Below are 22,102 nucleotides of genomic sequence, written 5' to 3'. Positions count from 1 at the left end.
CATTTAATATTTAATATCTATAGAATTCTCTAAACAAGAATTTATTTTATCAACTCTATCCTCTATTCTACTCAATATTTGTACTAAAGTATCATCATTTTCTTCATAAGTATTTGTAGAAACTTTAACTTCCAGAGCAGGATTTCCTAAACCAGGAACAAACTCATCTAGCTTTTCTCTAATTAACTGAGCAGCTGAAGAGCCTTCACCCCTAAACGTTTGTATTGGATCATCACTAGAAGTAACTCCATCGATTACTTTTGCCAGTCCTCCTTTCTGAACTCTTTCTATGAAAGCCATTCCAACTGGAAGGAAATCTTCCATCAAAGAAAGGTGAATATTTTGAAATCTATTTTGAGCCATAAATAAAGGCTACTTGATTACTGTGTTATTTGTAGATGAAAAATATGGTGTACAGCTATTGCTAGAAAAACCCAAGGACCAACCTCCAAAGACTGCAAGAAAGCAAATAGCCACAAAAGGCAAAAGTGCTTTTTGAGTAGTTTCAAGTATGAACCATTCTTTCCATTCTCTCAAAAAGCGCTCTCTTGCAAAACGTTGCTTCTCTTGATTTTCCAGTTTCAATCTTCTTCTAAACGACTTCTCCACCCATCTTTCAAACGCACGCTTCTTAGTGACAGCCATTTTGCGTTCTACCTCCAATAGCTGCCCTGCACTAAGATCTGGATGGAAAGTACTTACCAGATCAAGGCTTTTTAAAAACATCTCAACCGCAGCATCCTTAATATTACGCTCTTCCTCATCTAAAAAATCCCAATCTAGCTCTGGGTAAAAGCGTCCTCTATTAATAACAATTTGATCTTCCCCAATCTGGCCAGGCTCTCGTAACCATCTATCAGTATTAGTATCAAATCGGCGCCAATACAAAAAAGGATTCAAGAAAATCGTTTTTCCTGATACTTGTATGCTGTCGTACTGAAGTCGCCGATCAATACTTAATTCAGGCTGATTAGCTATTGTCAATTTTAGTTTTATAAATACAAAGTCAAAATAACGATTATGAGGCTAATTAACCAGTCTAAAAAAATAAAAGAAACAACAAGAACCCATAGCAAGTTTAACTAACGCTTTAATAAATCGTCAAAGCATACTAAACCCCTATAAAAATAAATTTTTAGACTATAACTATGATTTAACGCTATCGACTATTCCCACTCAATAGTTCCTACCATATATGGGGTGTAAAAACGCAGTCATAGACAGGGTTTATTTCTTTAATAATAGCACGGTGAAGTCACGGTGAAGTTCTTTTCAAAGAATATTTTGAGTTGGCAAAAGTGACTACAATATTTTGCTTCTAAATCGAACAAATATTTCTAGTGATGTTGGTCTCTTCAAGGTCTAATTCTTAGAAAAGGAAAAATAGCACACCTTTTCAGACACTAGTTCTGTTTCAAAAAAGCACTCCACTCAAATGAGAAGAGTGCTTTTTAAATCGCAAATAATTTAACTAATTAATGATCATGATGATGTCCCTTATGGTCATCATCATGATGGTCCTGATGATGCTCTTCTGTTTTTTCGTCAGATCCCATCTGACAACCAGTCACAAGCATAGGAGTGAGTAGAGAAAAACCAGCGATCAAAGTAAGAGCAAACTTACGCATTAAAAAATAATAATGATATTCATTTTCACTTTATCTATCTTTAACTTCCTTGCTTTAATTTGTGCCTATTTAAATACTTAGTAGAGAAGTCGTTGATAGATTCATAGGAACTGAATCTTAAAATTTAAATCCCAAGTGTAGAGAAAACATACTATCTACGATTTCTCCGTAGAGACACTCACAACGTCCCACGGTGAAGTCACGGTGAAGTACCTGCTTGAGATCCGTTGTCACTCTGTCACTTGAATATTGAAAAGGTTCCACGGTGAAGTGTATCTTTTAATCTATAACTACTTTTTAGTAGTCAATGCTATTCCCACTCAATGGTTCCTGGAGGTTTACTTGTTATATCTAAAACCACACGATTAACACCATTAACCTCATTAACAATTCGATTGGATATTTTTTCTAACAAAGAGTTGGGCAAACGAGACCAATCTGCTGTCATTCCATCTTCACTAGACACACATCGCAAAACAATTGGCCACGCATATGTACGTTGATCTCCCATAACGCCAACTGAACGAACTGGTAATAAAACAGCAAAAGCCTGCCAGATCTGATGGTATAAACCTGCATCTGCTATTTCTTCTCGAACTATTAGATCAGCATCACGAAGACAATTTAATTTTTCTTTAGTAACCTCACCCAAGATGCGAATAGCAAGCCCTGGGCCTGGAAAAGGATGACGGTTAACTATCTCTTCAGGTAATCCCAATGATCTACCAACTTTTCTTACTTCATCTTTAAATAATGTTCTCAATGGTTCAACTAATTTAAATTGTAAATCCTTAGGAAGACCTCCAACATTATGATGGCTCTTAATTTTTACTGCTATTCTTTCTCCAGTTTTGGGGTCAATATTTGTGCCAGAACTCTCAATAACATCAGGATAAAGTGTTCCTTGAGCAAGATAATCAAAAGGACCTAAACGTAAACTTTCTTCTTCGAAAACACGAATAAATTCTGTACCTATAATCTTTCTTTTCTTTTCAGGATCACTAACACCTTGTAATTTATCTAGAAATCGATCTCGAGCATTTATATATTCAACATTTATATGAAACTTTTTGTCAAAAAATTCCATCAAAAATTCTGGTTCACCTTTTCGCATAAAACCTTGATCAATAAACATGCAAGTAAGTTGATTTCCGATAGCTTTTTTTAAAAGAAATGCAAGGGTGGAAGAATCAACACCACCTGACAGTGCAAGTAAAACTCTTTTCTTACCAACCTTTTCCTGAACATCATTTATTGCCTCATCAATAAACGTATTTGTAGTCCAATCAGGCTTAGATCGACAAATATTGTGGACAAAATTTCGAATGATTACCATTCCATCCGTCGAATGAACCACCTCAGGATGGAACTGAACCCCATAAAAACGACGATCATGGCAAGCAATCGCTGCATCTGGCGTATTTGTCGTATGTGCCAATCGTACAAATCCAGCGGGCAATTGCTTCACTGAATCTCCGTGACTCATCCACATTGTCGAACCATTCTCGACATTAGTTAGTAATGCAGTTGGATCATCGACCTGCAAAAGTGCTTTCCCGTATTCAGCCTTTCCAATTGCTTCTCCTACAAGACCTCCTAATTGTTTCACCATTACTTGCATTCCATAACAGACGCCCAAAATAGGTATATCCAAATCCCAAATACTTGGATCACAAAGTGGTGCCTTTTCCTCATACACCGAACTAGGTCCTCCACTTAAAATAATTCCTTGAGGAGACAATTTCTTTAATTCTTCAACTGAAGAGTTGTATCCCAATACCATTGAATAAACTTCTGTTTCTCTAATTCTTCTGGCTATTAACTCAGAATATTGGGAACCAAAGTCAAGAATGACAATGGATGGGTTCCGCTGAGTTGTAACCTTAGGATCAGACATCTCTACAAAAAGAAACCAAAAATCTTGTAAAACTTAGAATAGAGAGAATTGTATTAATAGTCTTCAAGTTTCAGTCCAAAAGAATTAATTTGCTTCAGAGCATAATTGCCAGCCCATCGAATTTTTCTGGCTCTATCAAACATGACAGCTCCTATTTCAATAGAAGATGTCTCATACCTTTTAACATAGTCAATACTTCTTTTTTCAATCTCTACTGCCAATCTTTTCCAAAGTTTTTTGGCAGTAGAAATATCTTTGTTTTCCAATATTGATAAGGCTGCCTCAATAGAAACTGCTTCCTCAAATTCCTTTATTAAAGACAACGGAATTCTTTCCTTAACAGCGAAAGCTATCAAAGTCTCCAAACGATTATCAGCCAAATGATGATGAGTGTGAAACACACCACCAGCTAATTTAATTAATTTGCCATGATAGCCGAATATCAATAATTGCTGGACTTTTTCTTGAGCAGCAGCAACTAGCAAAGGTCCTAGCCAATTACCTGTTTTAATAATTTTAGAAGAATCAATTCCATATTGCAAAGCTAAATCCAATCCATTTTCACCAATTACAAATATCAAAGAACCAGTGAAACTTGATTCTGCACATCGACTACGCAAAGCATGAATTGTACTTTGAAGTTTCTTTGGAGATGCACTTTCCTGAACATCAGCTTGAGTCCCAATTAAAGCAAGACCATCTACCACTCCAAAAGCATGATTACTTGTTTTCTCTGCTAATTCTTGTCCAGAAGGAAAAATTATTTCCAAATTAAGAGAATATCCTTCTTTTCTATAAGGCTTTAGATTTACAATTAGCAATTGTCTAGCAAATTCAGAAATAGAGATGTCATTTGTCAAATCAAATTTACCTACTCCATAACCTGGAATAATTTTCAACCATGGCTCAAGTTCTAAACCATCTGAAGAAATTATCTGCTGATTTTCTATGTATCTAAGGCAAACCCAAATCTCCAAACCTCTTGTTAAGTCTAGACACTCCCCTGGATCACAATTAGTAATGCCTAAAGCTTTTTCTCCATTGTCCAAAATAGATGCTGATCTAATTGGAACAACTATTGATTCTTCATTGTTCAACAATTCAATTACTTCATGCGACTGCCAAGACTCTCCAATTAAAACTTTCACTGCAGCCTTTGCAGCAGCAACCACCCATACTGGAAGTGTGAATCCTCTCAAATCAACAAAAGAATAAAAAACAAAACCAATTTCCTAGATAGTTTTTTAAGATAGCTTTTATCAATACCTGGTCCATGAAAGAAAAACTTACGTTAATGATCCCAGGACCCACACCTGTCCCTGAAAGAGTACTCAAAGCACTTAGCAAGCATCCTATTGGCCATAGGAGTCGAGAGTTTCAAGACATTGTCAAAAGTACTACAGAACTTCTAAAATGGCTTCATCAAACTAAAGGTGATGTCTTAACAATTACTGGCAGTGGAACAGCTGCTATGGAAGCTGGAATAATTAACACACTTAGCAAAGGTGACAAGGTAATCTGCGGCGAAAATGGAAAATTTGGTGAAAGATGGGTCAAAGTTGCTAAAGCATATGGACTTGAAGTAATAACTGTGAAAGCAAATTGGGGTGAACCTTTAGATCCTGAAAATTTTAAAAATCTTCTAAATGATCATCAAGATATACGAGCAGTAATTATCACTCATTCTGAAACATCAACGGGTGTAATTAATGATCTAGAAAAAATTAGTAGCTATGTAAAACATCACAAGAATGCAATCACAATTGCAGATTGTGTAACGAGTATTGGTGCATGTGAAGTTAAAATGGATGATTGGGGAGTAGATGTTATTGCATCTGGATCCCAAAAAGGATATATGATGCCACCAGGCTTAAGTTTCGTCGCAATGAGCGAAAAAGCTTGGCAAGCAAATATACGTTCAGACTTACCAAAATTTTATCTTGATTTAATATCTTATAAAAAAACAGTTGATAAAGATAGTAATCCATTCACGCCAGGAGTCAATCTATATTTTGCTCTAGAAGAAGCCCTAATAATGATGAAAGAAGAAGGACTGGAATCAATATTTATGCGCCATCAGAGACATATGAAAGCTACACAAGAAGCTATGAAATCAATTGGATTAAATCTATTTGCTAAAAACGGTTTTGGAAGTCCTTCAATCACTTCAATAATGCCAGAAGGTATAGATGCAGAAAAAATAAGAAAAACTGTAAAAGAAGATTTTGATATATTACTTGCTGGCGGTCAAGATAATCTTAAAGGCAAAATATTTAGAATTGGTCACCTTGGATTTATTAACGATAGGGACATAATTACAGCTATAGCATCTATAGAAGCAACTCTAAATAAACTAGGAAAATCAAAATATCCTATAGGAACAGGGGTTGCTATAGCAACAAAAATACTTAATGAAAGAAGTAATTAAGAATATTTACTTTATCTAAATCTACTGAGACAGTAAATCTAAGCAGCCATCTCTTGATTACCTTTATCTTCTTCAACCCATACTTCATCAGAATCAAAATCATTAGAAGAGTTATTCAAAAGTCCCTTACATTCTTGTAAAAGCTGATCAACACCATCAAGCATTACCAATTCTTCATCCGATTGAACTTCTTTAGGTTGAATTGATGTCAATTCTAAAGCTTCTATTCGCTGCTCTAGTTTGATTAATCTCTGAGAAATAGCAGTAACAGTTTGAGCAAGATCTTCTGCGGTCCGCGTAATCCTGAATGAACATGAAGATCCCATTTAGTAAAAATTGCATTTGCACTGATCACAACACATAAATACAAAATTCTCAAGTCTTAATGCATCTAGAAAAAACAAATAACTTATTAATAGCGAAGTTCACCATAATCTAAAAAACCTAACAAATGTATTTAGAGTAGTTTATTCATTTGTGTTCTCGCTGCTTATCTCTTTAGAATACTAAAAATTCCCAACGATATGCCAGTGGCCACTATTGCAGGTGCATTATTAGGAGTTGAACTGTTAAGCATCAAGGGCAATAGCTGATATGGCCTCAAGGTAGAAAAACATACTTCAAATTGCTATTGGAAAAGACTAACAACCTACTCATAGCCTTATACCGGTCTTTAGAAACATCAATTTTCAAAAACTATTCCATTAGTATCAACAAGGATGAATCTTGGACTTTGAAGTAAACGATTAATTGAAGTTGATCAAATAAATCCTTGTTAAGTGCAACTCCTGGAAGCATTAGGGATATGAGTGTAGTAGAAGCTGAATCTTGCATCAGTCCTGCAATAGCTTTATTACATGCCGTCAGATTAATTACTATTTGACTCTGAATACCTTCTATTAGTACGAATATTGCAATAGATTCGAGAAATGATTCAGGCAAACAAACTAGACATTCGAAAGCATATAGATATCTTGAAAGAAACCAAGAAGAATTTTTAGTTATGAGCAACAAGAAAAATTTATTTTTTCTGCCTATATCAATTGCAGCAATAACAATTTCAACCATCGTTGGATCATTAGCAAATGCAGGATCTCAAGGCGTTGATATTTACTGCGTAATGAGAAATGGTGGAAATGACCATGCATCTAGCTGGTTAGCAGCTTATCAGTCACTAAAAAATGAAAGAGGAGGACTATTTAAAATATCCCCTAGGCAAGCCGCTACTATTATCGTTCAACAGGTAGTGGGTAGCCCAGATACATATAAAGACTGTATTCAACATCTTGGAGACCTCTATCCTAAGAATGAGGAAGATCTAGAGGGTAATGTAGAAGAAAAAAAGGTAAATAAAGGATATGTCGAAGATAGATATAGTTATTAAAAGGGATTTAAAGCAAATATCTATATCAATTCATTTACAAAGCACATAAAAGCTCAGCAATGCAGTGTTCTATACATTGACTATTTATAAAAGTAAGTCACCATAAAATCAATTATCGAGCGCGAATGCAGAATCGGGATGCCGTCTTCCTAGAAGATTTCTGCCCAAAATTACGCGATCGTCAATGGAGAAAATCACTTCATAGTTACACTGCAAAAAGATGTATATATTGCGGAAATGCTTCTGAATCTATTGATCATATTCTACCTCGCAGTAAAGGTGGATTAAGTATTACTGAAAACTGTGTGCCAGCTTGTCTATCATGCAATGGTAAAAAATCAGATACTGAAGCTTTTTACTGGTATAGAAAACAACGTTTTTATGATCCAAGAAGAGCTATGGCAATAAGAGCTTGGATAGATGGAGATATAAGCTTGGCAATGAGACTACTTCAATGGGCCCAACCAAAAGAATTAGAGAAAAATTCTAAAATTAAATGGGATATAAAAGCTGCCTAAGAATTACCAAACTTGACAAGCATTAGATGTATTGTACTTCTGACAAATAGATGCAAATTCATGAGGTTGTTCAGGTGCAAAAAACACTGCTAACCCTATACACGAAATAACAATTCCCATAATAAATTGCAATCTATTTTGTTCTTCAATCTCCATTGCGCTTTGATGAAAATCGCGACAAGAGAACTGACCTGCTCGAAGGTTCTTAGAAGAAAAACTAGTCATCAAAAAAACATTCAGTAATACATTTGTACTCATGATTGAAGACGTTGTCAAGCATTCGCTATCATTTCCTTCAAATTCAAAGATGTTGATCTTTGGAGGAGGATTTACAGGGCAACATATTGCAAAAGTTGCTCGTCAACTTGGCGCAAACGTGCTTTGCAGTCGTCGAGAATTAAATAAAGAAGGCGCAGACTTTGCTTTTGACAGCTCCAAAAAAGTTGGCATACCTGACCACATTCTCAATCATGTAACTCATGTAATTAGTTGTATCCCTCCCACAAAAGAAGGGGAAGACCCTGTATTAAATAACTTCAGTGAAAAATTAAAAGCCATTAAACCAAATTGGATTGGGTATTTATCTACTACAGGCGTATATGGAGACTACAAGGGAGAATGGGTCACAGAAAAGAGTTTTACTCATCCCAAACAGAAGCGAAGCATTCGCAGACTGTCCTGTGAAAAAAAATGGGAAGCATTAGGATTACCTGTACAAATACTTAGACTCCCTGGCATCTATGGGCCAGGAAGATCAACATTAGAAGCTGTAAAATCTCAAAAAAATCTGGTGGTCAACAAACCTGGGCAGGTTTTTTCAAGGGTACATATTGACGATATAGCTGGTGCTGTAATGCATCTCATACATTTATTCTCTAGCAAAACTAGTCCAAAAATTATTAATATAGCTGATAATGTACCAGCAACAAATGTAGAAGTAATGTCTTATGCAGCTAACCTCTTAAAGATCCCTTTACCGCCAATAGAGTCCTTTGACATTGCTTGTAAAAACATGAGTCCGATGGCCTTATCTTTTTGGCAAGAAAATCGAAGAGTAAGTAACCATGTCTTGTGCAAAACTCTTGGATACCAGCTTATTCATTCTGACTATAAATCAGGCCTCACAGACTGTTTGAAATGCATTGATTAATTAGAGTAATCTTTAATCTATTCATCAGAATCTTTGGATGAATCATTTTCCAATCTATTAATAATAAACTCAGACCAATTCATTGGTTTGTTTGGATCAACCTGAGTAAACCCAATATTATGTAAAAGCTGACTCCACTTAACAACCAACCAACCATCCCGCATGCCTTGAGCAATGCCATAAACCAAAAAAATTAAAAAAAATAACCTCAGCATGAAAAAAAGGAATCAATATTTTGAAGCGAGAAACCGAGTCGTTATAGCATTAGGTGACCCTGCAGGCATAGGAACAGAAATAACGCTTAAAGCACTTGGTTCATTGCTCTTACCTAAAAATATGCAACCTTTACTGGTTGGTTGCAAACGAAATGCAGAACTCACTTATTACAACCTAAAAACAAAAGGCATTAAATCCTTAGCCAATCCAAAAGATCTTGAATTTGAAGATATACCTTTTAAAGAACATGTAATAGCAGGGCAGCCATCCCAAAAAACAGGAAAAGCAAGCTTTAATTGGTTGACCAGAGCCAATGAAATTGTTCTGAAGAATGAAGCAAGAGCTCTTGTAACCGCACCTATAGCAAAACATACTTGGCACGCTGCAGGGCATAACTACCCTGGACAGACAGAAAGGTTAGCTGAGTTAACAAGTACAAAAAATCCTTCAATGCTTTTCACAGCGAAATCACCATTTACTTCTTGGCGATTAAACACCTTGCTAGCAACTACTCATATTCCTTTAGCTGAAGTTCCCAGAAATCTCTCCCCTGAATTAATAATTTCAAAATTAGATACGCTCTTAAACTTCTGTCAAAAATTTAACAATGAGCCCAAATTAGCTATCGCTGGACTCAATCCACATGCTGGTGAAAAAGGACAATTAGGCAATGAAGAAATTCAATGGTTAAATCCTGTTATCGAAGAGTGGCGAGTTAATAATCCAAACGTAATTCTAGAAGGGCCGATCTCTCCTGATACTTGTTGGATATCAACTGCACAATCATGGAAAGATACACATCTAACAAAAGGTCCTGATGGAATACTTGCCCTTTATCATGACCAAGGGCTAATTCCAGTAAAAATTATTGCATTTGACTATGCTGTCAATACAACATTAGGTCTACCCTTCATTAGAACCTCTCCTGATCATGGAACAGGGTTTGATATTGCAGGTAAAGGAATTGCAAATTCTAAAAGTATGTTTTCTGCAATTGAAACAGCATGGGAGCTGTCTGATGTCTAAAAATTAAGAAGGTTTAACTTTGATTAAAGGCTGACCAAATTCTACTGGAGTTCCGTTCTCTACAAGTATTTCAACAACTTCACCATTCACTTCTGATTCCAATTCATTCATCAATTTCATTGCTTCTAAAATACAAACAGTCTGGCCAACCGTTATTCTTGCTCCAATCTCGACAAAAACAGGCTCTCCAGGAGCAGGGGCTCTATAAAAAGTCCCAACCATAGGAGCTGTAATTTCAACAAATTCACCTCTCGAAGAAGCCACTGCTGGTGGAGGAGTGCTTGGCGAAGAAGGAACGTTAGATATGGCTGCTGCTGAAGGATCAACTAGTTGTGATGAAAGAACAGAGGTTGCTTCATTAGCGGAAGTTGATGAATGTACTAAAGATGAGCCCGCAGCAGGCAATAAATTGCGCTTAACTTCTAATCTAAAATCCTTGCCCTCCAAGGAAAATTCTTGAATATCACTATCAGCCAAAGTGGCTAACAGATGATCTAATTGTTGGTGATCAAGATTCATTTTGATTAGTTCTCCCGACCTAGATAACTATCATTACGAGTATCTACTTTGATCTTCTCACCTACTGAAATAAACAACGGAACCATAATTTGAGCACCAGTTTCAAGAATGGCAGGTTTGGTTCCTCCTGTGGCTGTGTCACCTTTGACTCCAGGATCTGTTTCCTTCACCTCAAGTACAACAGAATTAGGCAACTCAACCTCAAGAGGCTTTTCATTCCATGAGACTACATTAACTTCCATACCTTCTTTCAAATATTTTCTGCTATCTCCAATTTGATTGGCAGTAAGCCTAGTTTCTTCATAAGTACTCATATCCATAAAAACATAATCTCCTGATTCCATATATGTATGTTGCAGTGTAGCTTTTTCAAGCAATGCTTGAGGAACCATTTCTCCAGCTCTAAAGGTTTTCTCAACCACATTCCCAGCTTGTACAGCTTTTAACTTAGTGCGAACAAAAGCTGAACCCTTACCAGGTTTAACATGTAAAAACTCAACTACTCTCCAAACAGCACCATCTAATTCAATAGTGGTGCCAGTGCGGAAGTCGTTACTTGAAATCATTGTCGCTGACCATACCACGCGATCATAAATCTGTGTCAGAGTTATGCATGAGTAGAAAACCACATGACAAAAAAAACTGTCTTCCTAATTCTTCTAACACTATTAATTCCAATAGTTTTTATGTTGGTAGATCCTGCAACTGCAGCACTCCCTACGGGCAATCGAGTAAAAGACCCATATGCAATTCTAAGAAATTCCTTACCGATCAATCAAAAGGAATTAAGAGAGATTCAACACACTCTAGAAGATACAAGTGACTTGGTAAGAGGCAACCGATGGCCAGCAATTAATCAAGCAGCATCCAGAAGCCAATTTTTAGTAAATACAAAAACCAATCAGATTCTCCAATCAATTCCTGATGAAGAAAAAAATAAGGGGGAAAAAATTATATCTGAATTAAAAGAAAATCTAACAAGACTTAATGAAGAAGCCAGTTTAAAAAATAAGTCTGACTTCATAGAAATACGACGTAAATCTCTTAAAGAAATTGGTGAAATAGAAGCCTTAATGCTGCCAGAGAAATTTCCTCACGACATTCCTAAAGAATTTGATTCTCTTCCTAGACTGCTAGGAAGAGCAAGTGTAAATATTAAAACTACCAAAGGAGATATGTATGCAATTATTGATGGATATAATGCCCCTTTAACTGGCGGTGCGTTTATAGATCTAGTCAGTAAAGGCTTTTATGACGGTTTACCTATGAATAGGGCTGAAGAATTTTTTGTTCTACAAACTGGAGATCCTAAAGGAGAAGCTATCGGATATATCAATCCTGAAACTAAGGAAGAAAGGCATGTCCCTTTGGAAATACGAGCTCCTAAAAAAACAGAAACAATTTATAACCAAACTTTTGAAGAGCTTGGCCTTTATACAGAAACGCCAGTTCTACCATTTGCAACACTTGGAACTCTTGGATGGGCACATTCTGAACAAGCACTTGATGATGGATCATCTCAATTTTTCTTTTTTCTGTATGAAGCAGAGTTAAATCCAGCAGGAAGAAACCTAATTGATGGAAGAAATGCTGCTTTTGGCTATGTAGTTGAAGGTGAAGAAATTCTTAACGAATTAGGTGTAAATGATCGAATTCTTTCAATAAAAGTTGTAGCAGGCTCAGAAAATCTGCACGCTCATGCTTAAAGAAGAAAATACACAAGAAATTCTTCATGATTTAGGTGAACAGGAGATTTTGAATCGCCTTAGAAAATATATGGATTATGGCCAAATTGATGACGACACTGCCTTAATAAAATCTTATAAAAAAGAATTAATTATTAATACTGACATGCTTGTTGAAGATGTTCATTTTTCTGAAATAACAACTAATCCAAACCATATTGGATGGAAAGCAGTAGCCACAAATCTATCTGATCTAGCTTGTAGTGGCTTAGAAGAAGTCATAGGGATAACTGTTGGCTTATCAGCTCCAAGTTCAACTCCTTGGTCTTGGGTTGATGGAGTATATACAGGCATAAAAGCTGCCTTAAATAAATTTGGAGGAAAATTACTAGGCGGGGACTGTTCTAATGGAAAACAAAAAACGCTTTGCATTACAGCGCTAGGAACAAAAGGGCCGTTAAACCTTCATCGATCAAACGCTAGACCTGGAGATTATCTAATCACTAGTGGTCCACATGGACTAAGTCGATTAGGTCTAAGTTTGTTGCTATCAGATCCAATTACAAAATCAATCAATGTCCCTAATTTACTAAAAGAACATGCAATCAAAGCCCATCAAGAACCTCAGCCACCTATAAAAGCTCTCCAAACTCTTCTTAAATGCAAGCCATATGCAATGCCATGGAATGCAGCCGCAACAGATAGTAGCGATGGGCTGTTAGAAGCAATAGAAAGTCTTTGTCGAAGTAGCAACTGCACAGCAGTTGTTGACCATAAGAATCTTCCTAAACATGCAGACTGGCCATCAGGAAAGCAATGGAATGATTGGTGCTTGGAAGGAGGAGAAGATTTTGAATTAGTTGTTAGTTTGCCACCTAATTGGGCCAAAGCATGGCTAAAAGCCATGCCATGTACAAAAGCAATTGGAAGAATGAAGGAAGGTCCTGCCAAAGCAATGTGGTCTAACGGAGAAACAATTCAAAAAGCCATGGACACCAAATTTGAACACTTCTAAAGTTTTAAAACGCTATTATTAAAATATTTGTATCTTTATTTCCAGTTCTTAGCTACTACTTCAGCTAAATCAACAACTCTTTGGCTATAGCCCCATTCGTTGTCATACCAAGCAACAACCTTGCCTAAATTATCTCCTATAGCCATAGTTAATGCAGTATCAACAATTGTAGAATCATTGGTTCCTGCATAATCACTAGAAACAAGAGGAGTATCTCCATATTTAATAATTCCTTTCATAGAGCCTTCAGATGCACTCTTAAGAGCAGCGTTAATTGAATCAGCAGTAATTGAACGTCCAGATTCAAAAACTAAATCAACAGCAGAAACATTAGGGGTAGGAACTCTCATTGCAATACCTGTAAGTTTGCCTTTCATCTCTGGATATACCAAAGCAACAGCTTTTGCAGCCCCAGTAGAAGTAGGCACTATGTTCATTGCAGCTGCACGAGCTCTTCTAAGGTCTCTATGACTATTGTCAAGAATCCTTTGATCTCCTGTATAACTATGGATTGTGGTCATTAATCCCTTATTAATTCCAAAAGACTGATCAAGCACTTTAACTATTGGAGCAAGACAATTAGTTGTGCAACTTGCATTACTCAAAACATTAAAATCGTCGTGGCGATACTGATCAGCATTTACACCTACAACAAAAGTACCTACACCCTCTCCTTTACCAGGAGCAGTAAGAATAACTTTTTTTGCACCTACTTGAAGATGCTTACTTGCACCTTCAAAGGTATTAAAGACACCTGTAGATTCAATTACAAGATCTATTCCCCACTCTCTCCAAGGAAGATTCATTGGGTTTCTATCAGAAAAACATTTGATTGTCTTTCCGTTGATTACGAAAGTATCGTCTGTGTAATCAATTTCAGCATCCTTTATTTGGCCAAGTATTGAGTCATACTTCAATAAATGAGCATTAGTTTTAGGGTCAGAAGTGACGTTAACTCCGACAAGGTCGAGTCCCGTATTCTCTCCTCGACTTAACCAACACCTCATGAAGTTGCGACCAATTCGGCCGAATCCATTAATCGCAACACGCAAAGTCATTTTTTAAACCGCCAAATAAATAGTAAATGGTCAATGATCCTACAGAAAAGTGGCGCAATAACTAAATTTTTTGATTTTATTCATGAAAAAAGTTGAAAAACCATGCAAAAAGTTCAAAAAAAGCCAAAAAATAGGCCTTCTTATGAAGAGGGAGTTATCGTTCATTCGACTAGTAGATCCATTTGACTAACAATCCTTATCAAATAAAGCATTTTCACTTCATCGGTATAGGTGGTATTGGGATGTCAGGTCTTGCCATGGTTCTACGTCAACGAGGCTTCGCAGTATCTGGGTCAGATAAAAGCAACAATCCATCCATCAATAATTTAAAAGATCTGGGAATAAATATATTTAAGGAACAAGCTGCATCCAATATCTCACAACTTTCTGAAGACAAAAATGAGCAATTAATTATTGTAATTAGCTCAGCAATAAGACAAGAAAATGAAGAGTTAAAAGAAGCCTATGAAAAAAATTTAAAAATTTTACATCGTTCAGACATTCTTGCCTTTCTTATTAAGCAGCAATATTCAATATTAATTGCGGGAAGTCATGGGAAAACAACTACAAGTACAATAATTACAACAATACTTGGTAAAGCTAATCAAGATCCAACAGCAATAATTGGTGGTATTGTTCCATATTATAATAGCAATGCTTATGTAGGCAAGGGTAAATTTCTTATAGCAGAAGCCGATGAATCAGATGGTAGTCTTACAAAATATGATGGGGATATAGGCTTACTTACAAATATTGAATTAGACCATACAGATTATTATACAAATATTGATTCATTAATTAATACTATTAAAAAATTCACAAAAAACTGTAAAAAAATTGTCGCAAACTATGATTGCAATAATCTAAGAAAAGCTTGCCCAGATAAAACAATTTGGTGGTCCACAAATGAATTTAAAAATATTAATTTTGCTGCAATACCCAAAATCATGAACGGTCAAATAACTCTTGCAAGTTACTATGAAAATGGTAAATACATAGATGATATAAGCATATCTCTTCCTGGAGTTCATAACCTAAATAATACACTAGGTGCTATTGCAGCATGCCGATCTGCAGATATAAATTTCTCAGATATTAAACCACATGTAAGTTCACTCAAATGCCCAGAAAGAAGATTTCAATTCAAAGGTATTTGGAAAGGCAGGCAAATTGTTGATGATTATGCCCATCATCCAAGTGAAATTAGAGAGACTTTATCTATGGCAAGATTAATGATAAATACTAAAAAAAGTATTCTGCCTATGGCAGCTGATAGAATAGTTGTTATTTTCCAACCCCATAGATACAGTAGAACAAGAGATCTAATAACGGAATTTGCTAAAAATCTTGGAGCCGCTGATTTAGTTATATTAACACCAATATATAGTGCTGGAGAAGAGCCAATTAAAGGTATTACTAGCGAAAAGTTAAAATCTTGCACACTAGCAAATAATCCAAACCTCCCTATTTTTACTTGTAAACAATTAAGAGACTTAGAAAATATTATTAATCTAAAAACAAGGGAAAATGATCTTCTTTTATTTATGGGAGCTGGTGATATAACAAAAGTTTCAGAAAAACTAAGTAAAAAAATAAAATAGAAATATGCTAAATACAAATATTAAGCCTTCAAAAAAGCTAGCAAAATTAACAACCTGGAAAATTGGAGGACAAGCAGAGTGGCTAGGAGAACCTGAAAATATTCAAGAAATAATCCAGCAAATATCTTGGGCTAAAGAAAGAAATATAAATTGTGAGATAATAGGTGCAGGCTCAAATCTCTTAATCAATGATAATGGTATACAAGGTCTAGCAATATGTATGAGGAAAATGCATGGATATGAGCTAAACAACCGTACTGGTATTGTTGAAGCATTAGCTGGGGAACCATTACCAAATTTAGCAAGAAAAGTAGCTAGAGAAGGTCTTCATGGACTCGAATGGGCAGTAGGTATACCTGGAACAGTTGGTGGAGCAACTGTCATGAATGCTGGTGCTCAAGGAAGCTGCACTGCTGACAGATTGATATCTGCGAAAGTGATTTCTCCTAAAAGTGGAAATATATATGAAATCAAAAAGAAAGAACTAGAATTTTCTTATCGACAAAGTTTAATTCAAAAAGAAAAGTTAATTGTTTTATCGGTACGATTTCATCTTGAACCTGGTCATAGTGAAGAAGAAGTACTCAATTCAACAAACATTAATCTGCACCATCGATTAAAAACACAGCCATACCACCTACCTAGTTGTGGAAGTGTTTTCAGGAATCCTGCTAACCTTAAAGCAGGTCAAATCATCGAAGAACTTGGTTTAAAAGGGCTCCGTGAAGGAGGAGCAGAAGTCTCAACTATGCATGCAAATTTCATTGTCAATAAAGGAGACGCTACTGCAAAAGACATTACTCAGCTAATCTCAATCATTCAAAAAAAGGTTGAGAAAAAACATGGCTTTATACTCCAACCAGAAGTAAAACGCCTTGGTTTTCACTAAATCTCTTAATCTAATACTCGGTTAACTAAAACAATGGCAGGATTCGGACTCCCAAATTTTGGACAAATCACAGAGGCCTTCAAAAAAGCCCAACAAATTCAACAGGATGCACAAAAGCTACAAGAAGAATTGGACGACATGGAGCTCGAAGGGACCAATGAAGATGGCCGTGTAACTGTTTGGCTATCAGGTAATCAACAACCAATTCGAGTCAAGGTTGAGAACTCTATTCTAAAAGAGGAAGAAGAAATCGTAGAAGCAGCGATACTAGAAGCCATGCAAAAAGCTCATGAAATTTCTACGAGTAATATGAAAAGCAGAATGCAGGAATTAACAGGGGGGCTCAATCTCAATCTGCCAGGTATTAATGATGATAATTAAGCATTTCTTGTAAGAAATTCTTATAATTTGAATATCTTTCCCAATCTCTAGAAATTGCACAGTCTGGCTCATTTAAATGCATACAATTACGAAACTTACATTTTTTAATTAATAACTGAGATCGCAATTCTGGAAACAATTGAGGGACTTGACTAGGCTCTGTATAAAATTCAGGTTTATTAAATCCAGGAGTATCTGCAATAAATGAATCAGAATAAATAGAAAAAAGTTCTACATGCCTGGTTGTATGCCGACCTCTTTTTAATTTTTTAGATAACTTACCAATAGGTATAGAAATTTTAGGTAATAAGTAGTTAATTAAACTACTTTTTCCAACTCCTGATGGCCCACATAAGACCCCTAATTTCATGGATTTTAATCGCGCAGATAATTTTTGTATTCCTTCCCCATTTACAATAGAAATTGGAATTGGTTGATAACCCCAAGTTTGTAGTTTCTTATCATATTTCTCTAAGATTTTCTCATCAATAAGATCTCGTTTAGTTAACACTATAGTTACTTTTAGGCCTGTTTCTTCAGCCTTCATCAAAAACCTAGAAACTTGATTTAAATCAAAGCTAGGATCTAAAAGTGATACTACAATAATAACATCAGTTACATTAGCCACAGGAGGACGAGTAATAAGATTTTTTCTAGGCTCAACAAAACTTATAACCCCAGTTTCTGCAGTCCAATCAATAGCTTCTATTAACACAAAATCACCAACACTTACAGAATGACCTTTATAAGATAACCGACTTCTTTTTGTACATAGTAATCTAAAATTATGATCGCCAATTTTTTTCTTAAAAAGCTCTGGTATTAAATTAATTGTATCAATCTGCACTATATAATAATTGGCCTTTAATGCTAGGACTATTCCTTTAATTCTATCTTTATTAATCTCTAGCATTGGAGATAATTCTTAATCTAATCCAATCTTTTTCTTCAAGAATTATTTGAATATTATGTCCTTCATCCTTGAGTCCTGAGAGAACCATTTCTTCTGGTTCTCCTCTATCAAGATCTATCTGTAAAATTTGTTCGTCATTTAATTTTTCCAACTCTAATCGACAACGTACAAAATTAATTGGACAAGGAGTTCCACGAAGATCTATAGATTTAATCATCAACTAGCATTACTTTTAAATAATCTACTAAATAAGCCACTATTATGATGATGGTTTTGCGGTCCTTTAGCTGAATAATAAATGGCTAATTTTTCCAATAATATTTTTTCATCATCTGTTAATCGAGATGGAATTTTAATGTTTACAGAAATACAATGATTCCCTCTTGCAACAGGATTACCTAATTTTGGAATACCTTTATTATCTAAAATTAAAACAGCACTTGGTTGAGTCCCTGAAGGAATTTGAAGAGTTGTAGGTCCATCAACAGTATCAACTTCAATAGTATCTCCAAGAATTGCTTGTAGATAACTCACATTAACTTCTGAATGAATATTTAAACCATCTCTTTTTAAGCGAGCGTGACTTTTTACTTTCAAAAAAACATATAAATCACCAGAAGGGCCGCCTCGGGGTCCAGCATTACCTTCTCCTGAGACCCTCAGACGAGTTCCTGTATCAACTCCTGCGGGAATATTGATACGAAGTTTTTTTCTAACTTGTTTAACACCTTGACCACCACAACTTTGACAAGAATCTGAAATGACCTGGCCAGAACCGCTACAAGTAGGACAATCAGATACCTGCGTAAAACTGCCAAAAGGTGTTCTAGTTGCTCGGCGAACTTGCCCAGCCCCTCCACACGTAGAACATGTTGTTGGACCAGTTCCAGGTTTCGCACCGGTTCCTCTACAAACATCACAAGTTTCTAGATGAGGAATCTTTATTTCTCTCTCTTGACCAAATACAGCTTGATTAAAATCAATGGTTAAATCGTATCGCAAGTCGTCACCTTGCTGGGGACCTCTACGTTGCGTTCTAGCCCCAGATGATCCAGGACCTCCAAAACCACTAAAGAAGGTTTCAAAAATATCTGCAAAACCTCCCATATCTCCCATATCGGGCATTCCTGCACTTCCGCCTAAACCAGCCTCTCCAAATTGATCGTAACGAGCACGCTTCTCTGGGTCACCTAAGACTTCATAGGCACGCCCTATTTCTTTAAAACGTTCTTCAGCGCCTGCTTCTTTATTAATATCGGGGTGATATTGACGAGCTAAACGCCTATATGCTCGTTTTAAGCTGTCAGCATCAGCATTTCTATTAACGCCCAATGTGTCATAAAAATCTGCCATTAGCTGCTTATTAAAAATTTGGAGGAAAAGTCAAAAAACATCTTCTTAATCCAATTCATTAGAAGCAGTTGTAGCTTCATCTCTCTTATCAGCTTGACTATCTTCATCAATTTGTTTGTCTTCTTCATCAACTTTTGGACCTGGACCCATGGATACTTTAACTTGAGCATGACGCAAAACACGACCATTTAAATGATATCCACGAACTAATTCTTCTAAAATCATATCCTCAACCATCAATTCACTTGGTTCTCGAAGGAGTGCCTCATGCAATGTGGGATCAAAAGATTGTCCTACGACTCTCATAGGCGCAACACCCAACTTCTTTAATACATCAACAAGCTGCTTATATAGATTTTGATAATTCCTATGAATTGTTAATGCTTCTTCTCCTTCTGGATTGATTTGTTGCCTAGCTCTCTCAAAATTATCTACTACTGGAAGAATTTCACTAAGTGTATTGCAAGTAAGTTGAAGCTTTAAATCATCTTGATCTCGACTTTGACGTTTTCGAAAATTATCAAAATCTGCTGCAATTCTTACGTATTGACTTCGTAAAGTTTCATGCTCTTTTTCTAACTGCTCAAGACGAGCTTCATTATCAAGAGTCTGCTTATTGGATTGAAGCTCAGCGTCATTTAAAGAATCATCGTCATCAATAGTAGATTCAGAAACTTTCTCTTCTTTTGGAGAAAGATCGCTTTCTTCAGATGCAATGACTTCCTGATCTGCCACTAGATCCTCTTGATTAGAAGTGGAAACTTCTTCTTTCATATGCTTACATAAAACTCTAATTATTAATATTGAGGCAAAGAGTAAAGATCTAACAAGCTACGGAAGCCCGCACCAAGTAAAAATACATTGAATTTGACTGTCGATTACTTACTTACTGTAAAAACAAGAGCAACCCCATTATTGCAATACCTCTTACCTGAAGGACGTGGTCCATCATTAAAGACATGACCTTGATGGCCTCCACACCTACTGCAATGGTATTCAGTACGTGGAACAATTAGTTTAAAATCCGTTTTTGTCTCTATAGCATTTGGTAAGGGCTCCCAAAAACTAGGCCAACCTGTTCCACTATCAAATTTCCTTGAAGAATCAAACAAAGGCAAATCACATCCAGCACAAGCAAAAATTCCTTCTCGTTTCTCATCATTTAATAAACTAGAAAAAGGTCTTTCTGTCCCTTCTTCTCTCAACACATAATACGCCTCCCTTGAAAGACGTTGTTTCCATTGATCTTTTGTTAATGACCAAGAATCTGAGTTAGAAGCTGCTAAGACTTTTTTAGGGCCTAGAACAATTCCTAAAAAAGCTGACAAAATTCCCACTAAAAAACTCCTGCGACTAGACAAAAAAAAGTTTGTATTCATAAGATAAAAAATTGAACATTCTATGGAAACCCTAAATGTAGGCCAATAAAAATGGTCCAGAAATCAAAACCACTGATTACAGAAGCCTATCAATTCAGCGTTGCTCCAATGCTCGATTGTACTGATAGACATTTTAGAGTGCTTATGCGCCAAATAACTGGTAGAGCTTTGGTTTATACAGAAATGATTGTAGCTAAAGCTTTAAAATATAAAAATAGAAAATCACTTTTGGATTTTGATGAAATAGAACACCCTATTGCGCTTCAAGTGGGAGGTGATGATCCAATAGTTTTATCAGAAGCAGCTCAAATAGCAGAGGAATGGGGATATGACGAAATTAATTTAAATCTAGGATGCCCTAGTCCAAAAGTGCAATCCGGGAACTTTGGGGCATGTTTAATGGGACAACCTGACCAAGTCTTTAAATGCATAGAAGCTATGAAAAAAAAGACCAATATCCCTGTAACTATAAAACATCGAACAGGTATAGATAATTTAGATAGTGAACAATTACTTCTTGATTTTGTAGACAAAATGGCTTCTGCAGGAGCCGACAGATTTTCAATTCATGCAAGAAAAGCATTGCTAAATGGATTCAATGCTAAAGAGAATCGTTCTATTCCACCGCTTGAATATGAAAAGGTTGCAAAGATCAAAAAATGTCGGCCTAATCTAAAAATAGAATTAAATGGGGGATTGCAAAATCAATATGATTGTATAAAAGCACTAAAAACATTTGATGGAGTAATGGTTGGGAGAGCAATATATTCAAATCCTTTAATGTGGAAAGAAATAGATGATATTTTTTTCGGAGAAAAAAAAGTAAAAATTAATGCTTCTATTATTCTTAGAGGCTTAATTCCTTATGCAGAAAAACATTTAAGTAAAAATGGACGATTGTGGGATATTTGCAAACATACGCTGCATCTCGTTCAAGGTGTAAAAGGAGCACGAAAATGGCGAAATGAACTAAGCCAAAAAGCACAAAACCCTAAAGCAGAATTAATTATTTTAGAAAAAGCTGCCCGACAACTAGAAGATGCCGGGCTTTAGTAGTTAGTT

General features: G+C 35.9%; 28 protein-coding genes. 11 read left to right on the top strand and 17 right to left on the bottom strand.

All coding sequences use genetic code 11. The annotated features are described in order from the left end of the window. Positions 1–3: 3 nt before the first annotated feature. From PRO_RS00205 to cbiD, 5 genes are all read right to left on the bottom strand, one after another. On the bottom strand, positions 4–324 hold the full coding sequence (locus PRO_RS00205) for a hypothetical protein (protein WP_164923193.1): 321 nt from the start codon (positions 322–324) through the stop codon (positions 4–6). A gap of 48 nt (positions 325–372) precedes the next feature. After that, the gene (locus PRO_RS00200) at positions 373–984 is read right to left on the bottom strand and encodes a membrane protein (protein ID WP_011124194.1); all 612 of its coding nucleotides are present in this window, start codon (positions 982–984) and stop codon (positions 373–375) included. A gap of 491 nt (positions 985–1,475) precedes the next feature. Continuing rightward, complete coding sequence (locus PRO_RS00195) at positions 1,476–1,628, bottom strand: hypothetical protein (RefSeq protein WP_164923192.1); 153 nt, start codon at positions 1,626–1,628, stop codon at positions 1,476–1,478. A gap of 310 nt (positions 1,629–1,938) precedes the next feature. After that, the gene (gene guaA, locus PRO_RS00190) at positions 1,939–3,525 is read right to left on the bottom strand and encodes a glutamine-hydrolyzing GMP synthase (protein ID WP_011124193.1); all 1,587 of its coding nucleotides are present in this window, start codon (positions 3,523–3,525) and stop codon (positions 1,939–1,941) included. Positions 3,526–3,578: 53 nt separating this feature from the next. Then, positions 3,579–4,724, bottom strand: coding sequence for a cobalt-precorrin-5B (C(1))-methyltransferase CbiD (gene cbiD, locus PRO_RS00185; protein ID WP_011124192.1), 1,146 nt, complete (start codon positions 4,722–4,724; stop codon positions 3,579–3,581). Between the two features lie 74 nt (positions 4,725–4,798). On the opposite strand from cbiD, the gene PRO_RS00180 reads away from it, so the two are divergent. Beyond that, complete coding sequence (locus PRO_RS00180) at positions 4,799–5,953, top strand: pyridoxal-phosphate-dependent aminotransferase family protein (protein WP_011124191.1); 1,155 nt, start codon at positions 4,799–4,801, stop codon at positions 5,951–5,953. 38 nt (positions 5,954–5,991) lie between these two features. Here PRO_RS00180 and PRO_RS00175 read toward each other — a convergent pair whose 3' ends face one another. Both PRO_RS00175 and PRO_RS00170 read right to left on the bottom strand, forming a co-directional pair. After that, complete coding sequence (locus PRO_RS00175; protein WP_011124190.1) at positions 5,992–6,279, bottom strand: hypothetical protein; 288 nt, start codon at positions 6,277–6,279, stop codon at positions 5,992–5,994. Positions 6,280–6,649: 370 nt separating this feature from the next. Continuing rightward, complete coding sequence (locus PRO_RS00170; protein ID WP_164923191.1) at positions 6,650–6,895, bottom strand: hypothetical protein; 246 nt, start codon at positions 6,893–6,895, stop codon at positions 6,650–6,652. A gap of 61 nt (positions 6,896–6,956) precedes the next feature. Between PRO_RS00170 and PRO_RS00165 the strand changes: the two genes are divergently transcribed. After that, entirely contained in the window at positions 6,957–7,337 is a 381-nt protein-coding gene (locus tag PRO_RS00165; RefSeq protein WP_052039707.1) for a DUF6554 family protein, read from the top strand. Positions 7,338–7,462: 125 nt separating this feature from the next. Beyond that, positions 7,463–7,855 carry an HNH endonuclease gene (locus PRO_RS00160; protein ID WP_011124187.1) on the top strand — a complete coding sequence of 131 codons (393 nt, stop codon included), beginning with the start codon at positions 7,463–7,465 and terminating at the stop codon, positions 7,853–7,855. Between the two features lie 3 nt (positions 7,856–7,858). Here PRO_RS00160 and PRO_RS00155 read toward each other — a convergent pair whose 3' ends face one another. Further along, positions 7,859–8,113, bottom strand: a complete 255-nt coding sequence (locus tag PRO_RS00155; protein ID WP_036892078.1) for a hypothetical protein — start codon at positions 8,111–8,113, stop codon at positions 7,859–7,861. Between PRO_RS00155 and PRO_RS00150 the strand changes: the two genes are divergently transcribed. Further along, positions 8,112–9,005, top strand: a complete 894-nt coding sequence (locus tag PRO_RS00150) for an oxidoreductase (RefSeq protein ID WP_011124185.1) — start codon at positions 8,112–8,114, stop codon at positions 9,003–9,005. The two genes, PRO_RS00155 and PRO_RS00150, sit on opposite strands and share 2 nt — an antisense overlap. A 17-nt stretch (positions 9,006–9,022) precedes the next feature. Here PRO_RS00150 and PRO_RS00145 read toward each other — a convergent pair whose 3' ends face one another. Beyond that, complete coding sequence (locus PRO_RS00145) at positions 9,023–9,220, bottom strand: hypothetical protein (RefSeq protein ID WP_036892080.1); 198 nt, start codon at positions 9,218–9,220, stop codon at positions 9,023–9,025. Between PRO_RS00145 and pdxA the strand changes: the two genes are divergently transcribed. Continuing rightward, complete coding sequence (pdxA, locus tag PRO_RS00140) at positions 9,219–10,247, top strand: 4-hydroxythreonine-4-phosphate dehydrogenase PdxA (protein ID WP_011124183.1); 1,029 nt, start codon at positions 9,219–9,221, stop codon at positions 10,245–10,247. The genes PRO_RS00145 and pdxA overlap by 2 nt on opposite strands. Positions 10,248–10,250: 3 nt before the next feature. Here the strand turns inward: pdxA and accB are convergent, their stop codons facing one another. Together accB and efp are read right to left on the bottom strand one after the other, a co-directional pair. Beyond that, a complete protein-coding gene (accB, locus tag PRO_RS00135) occupies positions 10,251–10,772 on the bottom strand; it encodes an acetyl-CoA carboxylase biotin carboxyl carrier protein (RefSeq protein ID WP_036892082.1) in 522 nt (173 codons plus the stop codon). Next, positions 10,772–11,332 (bottom strand): elongation factor P, encoded by a 561-nt coding sequence (gene efp, locus PRO_RS00130; RefSeq protein ID WP_011124181.1) that lies wholly within the window; start codon positions 11,330–11,332, stop codon positions 10,772–10,774. Before efp ends, accB begins: the two co-directional genes overlap by 1 nt. Positions 11,333–11,395: 63 nt before the next feature. Between efp and PRO_RS00125 the strand changes: the two genes are divergently transcribed. Together PRO_RS00125 and thiL are read left to right on the top strand one after the other, a co-directional pair. Continuing rightward, positions 11,396–12,472, top strand: a complete 1,077-nt coding sequence (locus tag PRO_RS00125; RefSeq protein WP_011124180.1) for a peptidylprolyl isomerase — start codon at positions 11,396–11,398, stop codon at positions 12,470–12,472. Then, a complete protein-coding gene (gene thiL, locus PRO_RS00120) occupies positions 12,465–13,466 on the top strand; it encodes a thiamine-phosphate kinase (protein WP_011124179.1) in 1,002 nt (333 codons plus the stop codon). Before PRO_RS00125 ends, thiL begins: the two co-directional genes overlap by 8 nt. 35 nt (positions 13,467–13,501) lie before the next feature. Here thiL and gap read toward each other — a convergent pair whose 3' ends face one another. Beyond that, positions 13,502–14,524 (bottom strand): type I glyceraldehyde-3-phosphate dehydrogenase, encoded by a 1,023-nt coding sequence (gene gap, locus PRO_RS00115; RefSeq protein WP_011124178.1) that lies wholly within the window; start codon positions 14,522–14,524, stop codon positions 13,502–13,504. 182 nt (positions 14,525–14,706) lie between these two features. Between gap and murC the strand changes: the two genes are divergently transcribed. Genes murC through PRO_RS00100 form a run of 3 tightly spaced genes read left to right on the top strand, consistent with a single transcriptional unit; the run spans position 14,707 to position 17,395 of the window. Beyond that, positions 14,707–16,125, top strand: coding sequence for a UDP-N-acetylmuramate--L-alanine ligase (murC, locus tag PRO_RS00110; protein ID WP_011124177.1), 1,419 nt, complete (start codon positions 14,707–14,709; stop codon positions 16,123–16,125). Positions 16,126–16,129: 4 nt separating this feature from the next. Next, positions 16,130–17,014: a UDP-N-acetylmuramate dehydrogenase gene (murB, locus tag PRO_RS00105; RefSeq protein ID WP_011124176.1), complete on the top strand. Its 885-nt coding sequence runs from the start codon at positions 16,130–16,132 to the stop codon at positions 17,012–17,014. 33 nt (positions 17,015–17,047) lie between these two features. Beyond that, complete coding sequence (locus tag PRO_RS00100) at positions 17,048–17,395, top strand: YbaB/EbfC family nucleoid-associated protein (protein ID WP_011124175.1); 348 nt, start codon at positions 17,048–17,050, stop codon at positions 17,393–17,395. On the opposite strand, the gene rsgA is transcribed toward PRO_RS00100, so the two are convergent. The 5 genes from rsgA to msrB form a co-directional block, all read right to left on the bottom strand. After that, positions 17,379–18,308 (bottom strand): ribosome small subunit-dependent GTPase A, encoded by a 930-nt coding sequence (gene rsgA / locus PRO_RS00095; protein WP_011124174.1) that lies wholly within the window; start codon positions 18,306–18,308, stop codon positions 17,379–17,381. The genes PRO_RS00100 and rsgA overlap by 17 nt on opposite strands. Then, positions 18,295–18,525, bottom strand: coding sequence for a sulfurtransferase TusA family protein (locus tag PRO_RS00090; protein WP_011124173.1), 231 nt, complete (start codon positions 18,523–18,525; stop codon positions 18,295–18,297). The genes rsgA and PRO_RS00090 overlap by 14 nt, the downstream gene beginning before the upstream one ends. Then, on the bottom strand, positions 18,525–19,661 hold the full coding sequence (dnaJ, locus tag PRO_RS00085; protein ID WP_011124172.1) for a molecular chaperone DnaJ: 1,137 nt from the start codon (positions 19,659–19,661) through the stop codon (positions 18,525–18,527). The genes PRO_RS00090 and dnaJ overlap by 1 nt, the downstream gene beginning before the upstream one ends. A gap of 45 nt (positions 19,662–19,706) precedes the next feature. Further along, entirely contained in the window at positions 19,707–20,435 is a 729-nt protein-coding gene (gene grpE, locus PRO_RS00080) for a nucleotide exchange factor GrpE (RefSeq protein ID WP_011124171.1), read from the bottom strand. Positions 20,436–20,539: 104 nt separating this feature from the next. Then, entirely contained in the window at positions 20,540–21,040 is a 501-nt protein-coding gene (msrB, locus tag PRO_RS00075; RefSeq protein ID WP_011124170.1) for a peptide-methionine (R)-S-oxide reductase MsrB, read from the bottom strand. A gap of 51 nt (positions 21,041–21,091) precedes the next feature. Here msrB and dusA point away from each other — a divergent pair, with 51 nt between their 5' ends. Further along, positions 21,092–22,093 carry a tRNA dihydrouridine(20/20a) synthase DusA gene (gene dusA, locus PRO_RS00070; RefSeq protein ID WP_011124169.1) on the top strand — a complete coding sequence of 334 codons (1,002 nt, stop codon included), beginning with the start codon at positions 21,092–21,094 and terminating at the stop codon, positions 22,091–22,093. Positions 22,094–22,102: the final 9 nt, after the last annotated feature.

The organism is Prochlorococcus marinus subsp. marinus str. CCMP1375 (assembly GCF_000007925.1).
GTDB lineage: Bacteria > Cyanobacteriota > Cyanobacteriia > PCC-6307 > Cyanobiaceae > Prochlorococcus_E > Prochlorococcus_E marinus.
Note: the sequence above shows the minus strand (reverse complement) of the source record. Positions and strands in the feature narration are given on the sequence as shown.

Coding starts and splice junctions, on each gene's coding strand:
- PRO_RS00205 (WP_164923193.1), bottom strand. CDS start 324: ATGGAAGATTTCCTTCCAGTTGGAATGGCTTTCATAGAAAGAGTTCAG.
- PRO_RS00195 (WP_164923192.1), bottom strand. CDS start 1,628: ATGCGTAAGTTTGCTCTTACTTTGATCGCTGGTTTTTCTCTACTCACT.
- guaA (WP_011124193.1), bottom strand. CDS start 3,525: ATGTCTGATCCTAAGGTTACAACTCAGCGGAACCCATCCATTGTCATT.
- PRO_RS00180 (WP_011124191.1), top strand. CDS start 4,799: ATGAAAGAAAAACTTACGTTAATGATCCCAGGACCCACACCTGTCCCT.
- PRO_RS00175 (WP_011124190.1), bottom strand. CDS start 6,279: ATGGGATCTTCATGTTCATTCAGGATTACGCGGACCGCAGAAGATCTT.
- PRO_RS00165 (WP_052039707.1), top strand. CDS start 6,957: ATGAGCAACAAGAAAAATTTATTTTTTCTGCCTATATCAATTGCAGCA.
- PRO_RS00160 (WP_011124187.1), top strand. CDS start 7,463: ATGCAGAATCGGGATGCCGTCTTCCTAGAAGATTTCTGCCCAAAATTA.
- PRO_RS00150 (WP_011124185.1), top strand. CDS start 8,112: ATGATTGAAGACGTTGTCAAGCATTCGCTATCATTTCCTTCAAATTCA.
- PRO_RS00155 (WP_036892078.1), bottom strand. CDS start 8,113: ATGAGTACAAATGTATTACTGAATGTTTTTTTGATGACTAGTTTTTCT.
- pdxA (WP_011124183.1), top strand. CDS start 9,219: ATGAAAAAAAGGAATCAATATTTTGAAGCGAGAAACCGAGTCGTTATA.
- PRO_RS00145 (WP_036892080.1), bottom strand. CDS start 9,220: ATGCTGAGGTTATTTTTTTTAATTTTTTTGGTTTATGGCATTGCTCAA.
- efp (WP_011124181.1), bottom strand. CDS start 11,332: ATGATTTCAAGTAACGACTTCCGCACTGGCACCACTATTGAATTAGAT.
- PRO_RS00125 (WP_011124180.1), top strand. CDS start 11,396: ATGACAAAAAAAACTGTCTTCCTAATTCTTCTAACACTATTAATTCCA.
- thiL (WP_011124179.1), top strand. CDS start 12,465: ATGCTTAAAGAAGAAAATACACAAGAAATTCTTCATGATTTAGGTGAA.
- gap (WP_011124178.1), bottom strand. CDS start 14,524: ATGACTTTGCGTGTTGCGATTAATGGATTCGGCCGAATTGGTCGCAAC.
- murB (WP_011124176.1), top strand. CDS start 16,130: ATGCTAAATACAAATATTAAGCCTTCAAAAAAGCTAGCAAAATTAACA.
- PRO_RS00100 (WP_011124175.1), top strand. CDS start 17,048: ATGGCAGGATTCGGACTCCCAAATTTTGGACAAATCACAGAGGCCTTC.
- rsgA (WP_011124174.1), bottom strand. CDS start 18,308: ATGCTAGAGATTAATAAAGATAGAATTAAAGGAATAGTCCTAGCATTA.
- PRO_RS00090 (WP_011124173.1), bottom strand. CDS start 18,525: ATGATTAAATCTATAGATCTTCGTGGAACTCCTTGTCCAATTAATTTT.
- dnaJ (WP_011124172.1), bottom strand. CDS start 19,661: ATGGCAGATTTTTATGACACATTGGGCGTTAATAGAAATGCTGATGCT.
- grpE (WP_011124171.1), bottom strand. CDS start 20,435: ATGAAAGAAGAAGTTTCCACTTCTAATCAAGAGGATCTAGTGGCAGAT.
- msrB (WP_011124170.1), bottom strand. CDS start 21,040: ATGAATACAAACTTTTTTTTGTCTAGTCGCAGGAGTTTTTTAGTGGGA.
- dusA (WP_011124169.1), top strand. CDS start 21,092: ATGGTCCAGAAATCAAAACCACTGATTACAGAAGCCTATCAATTCAGC.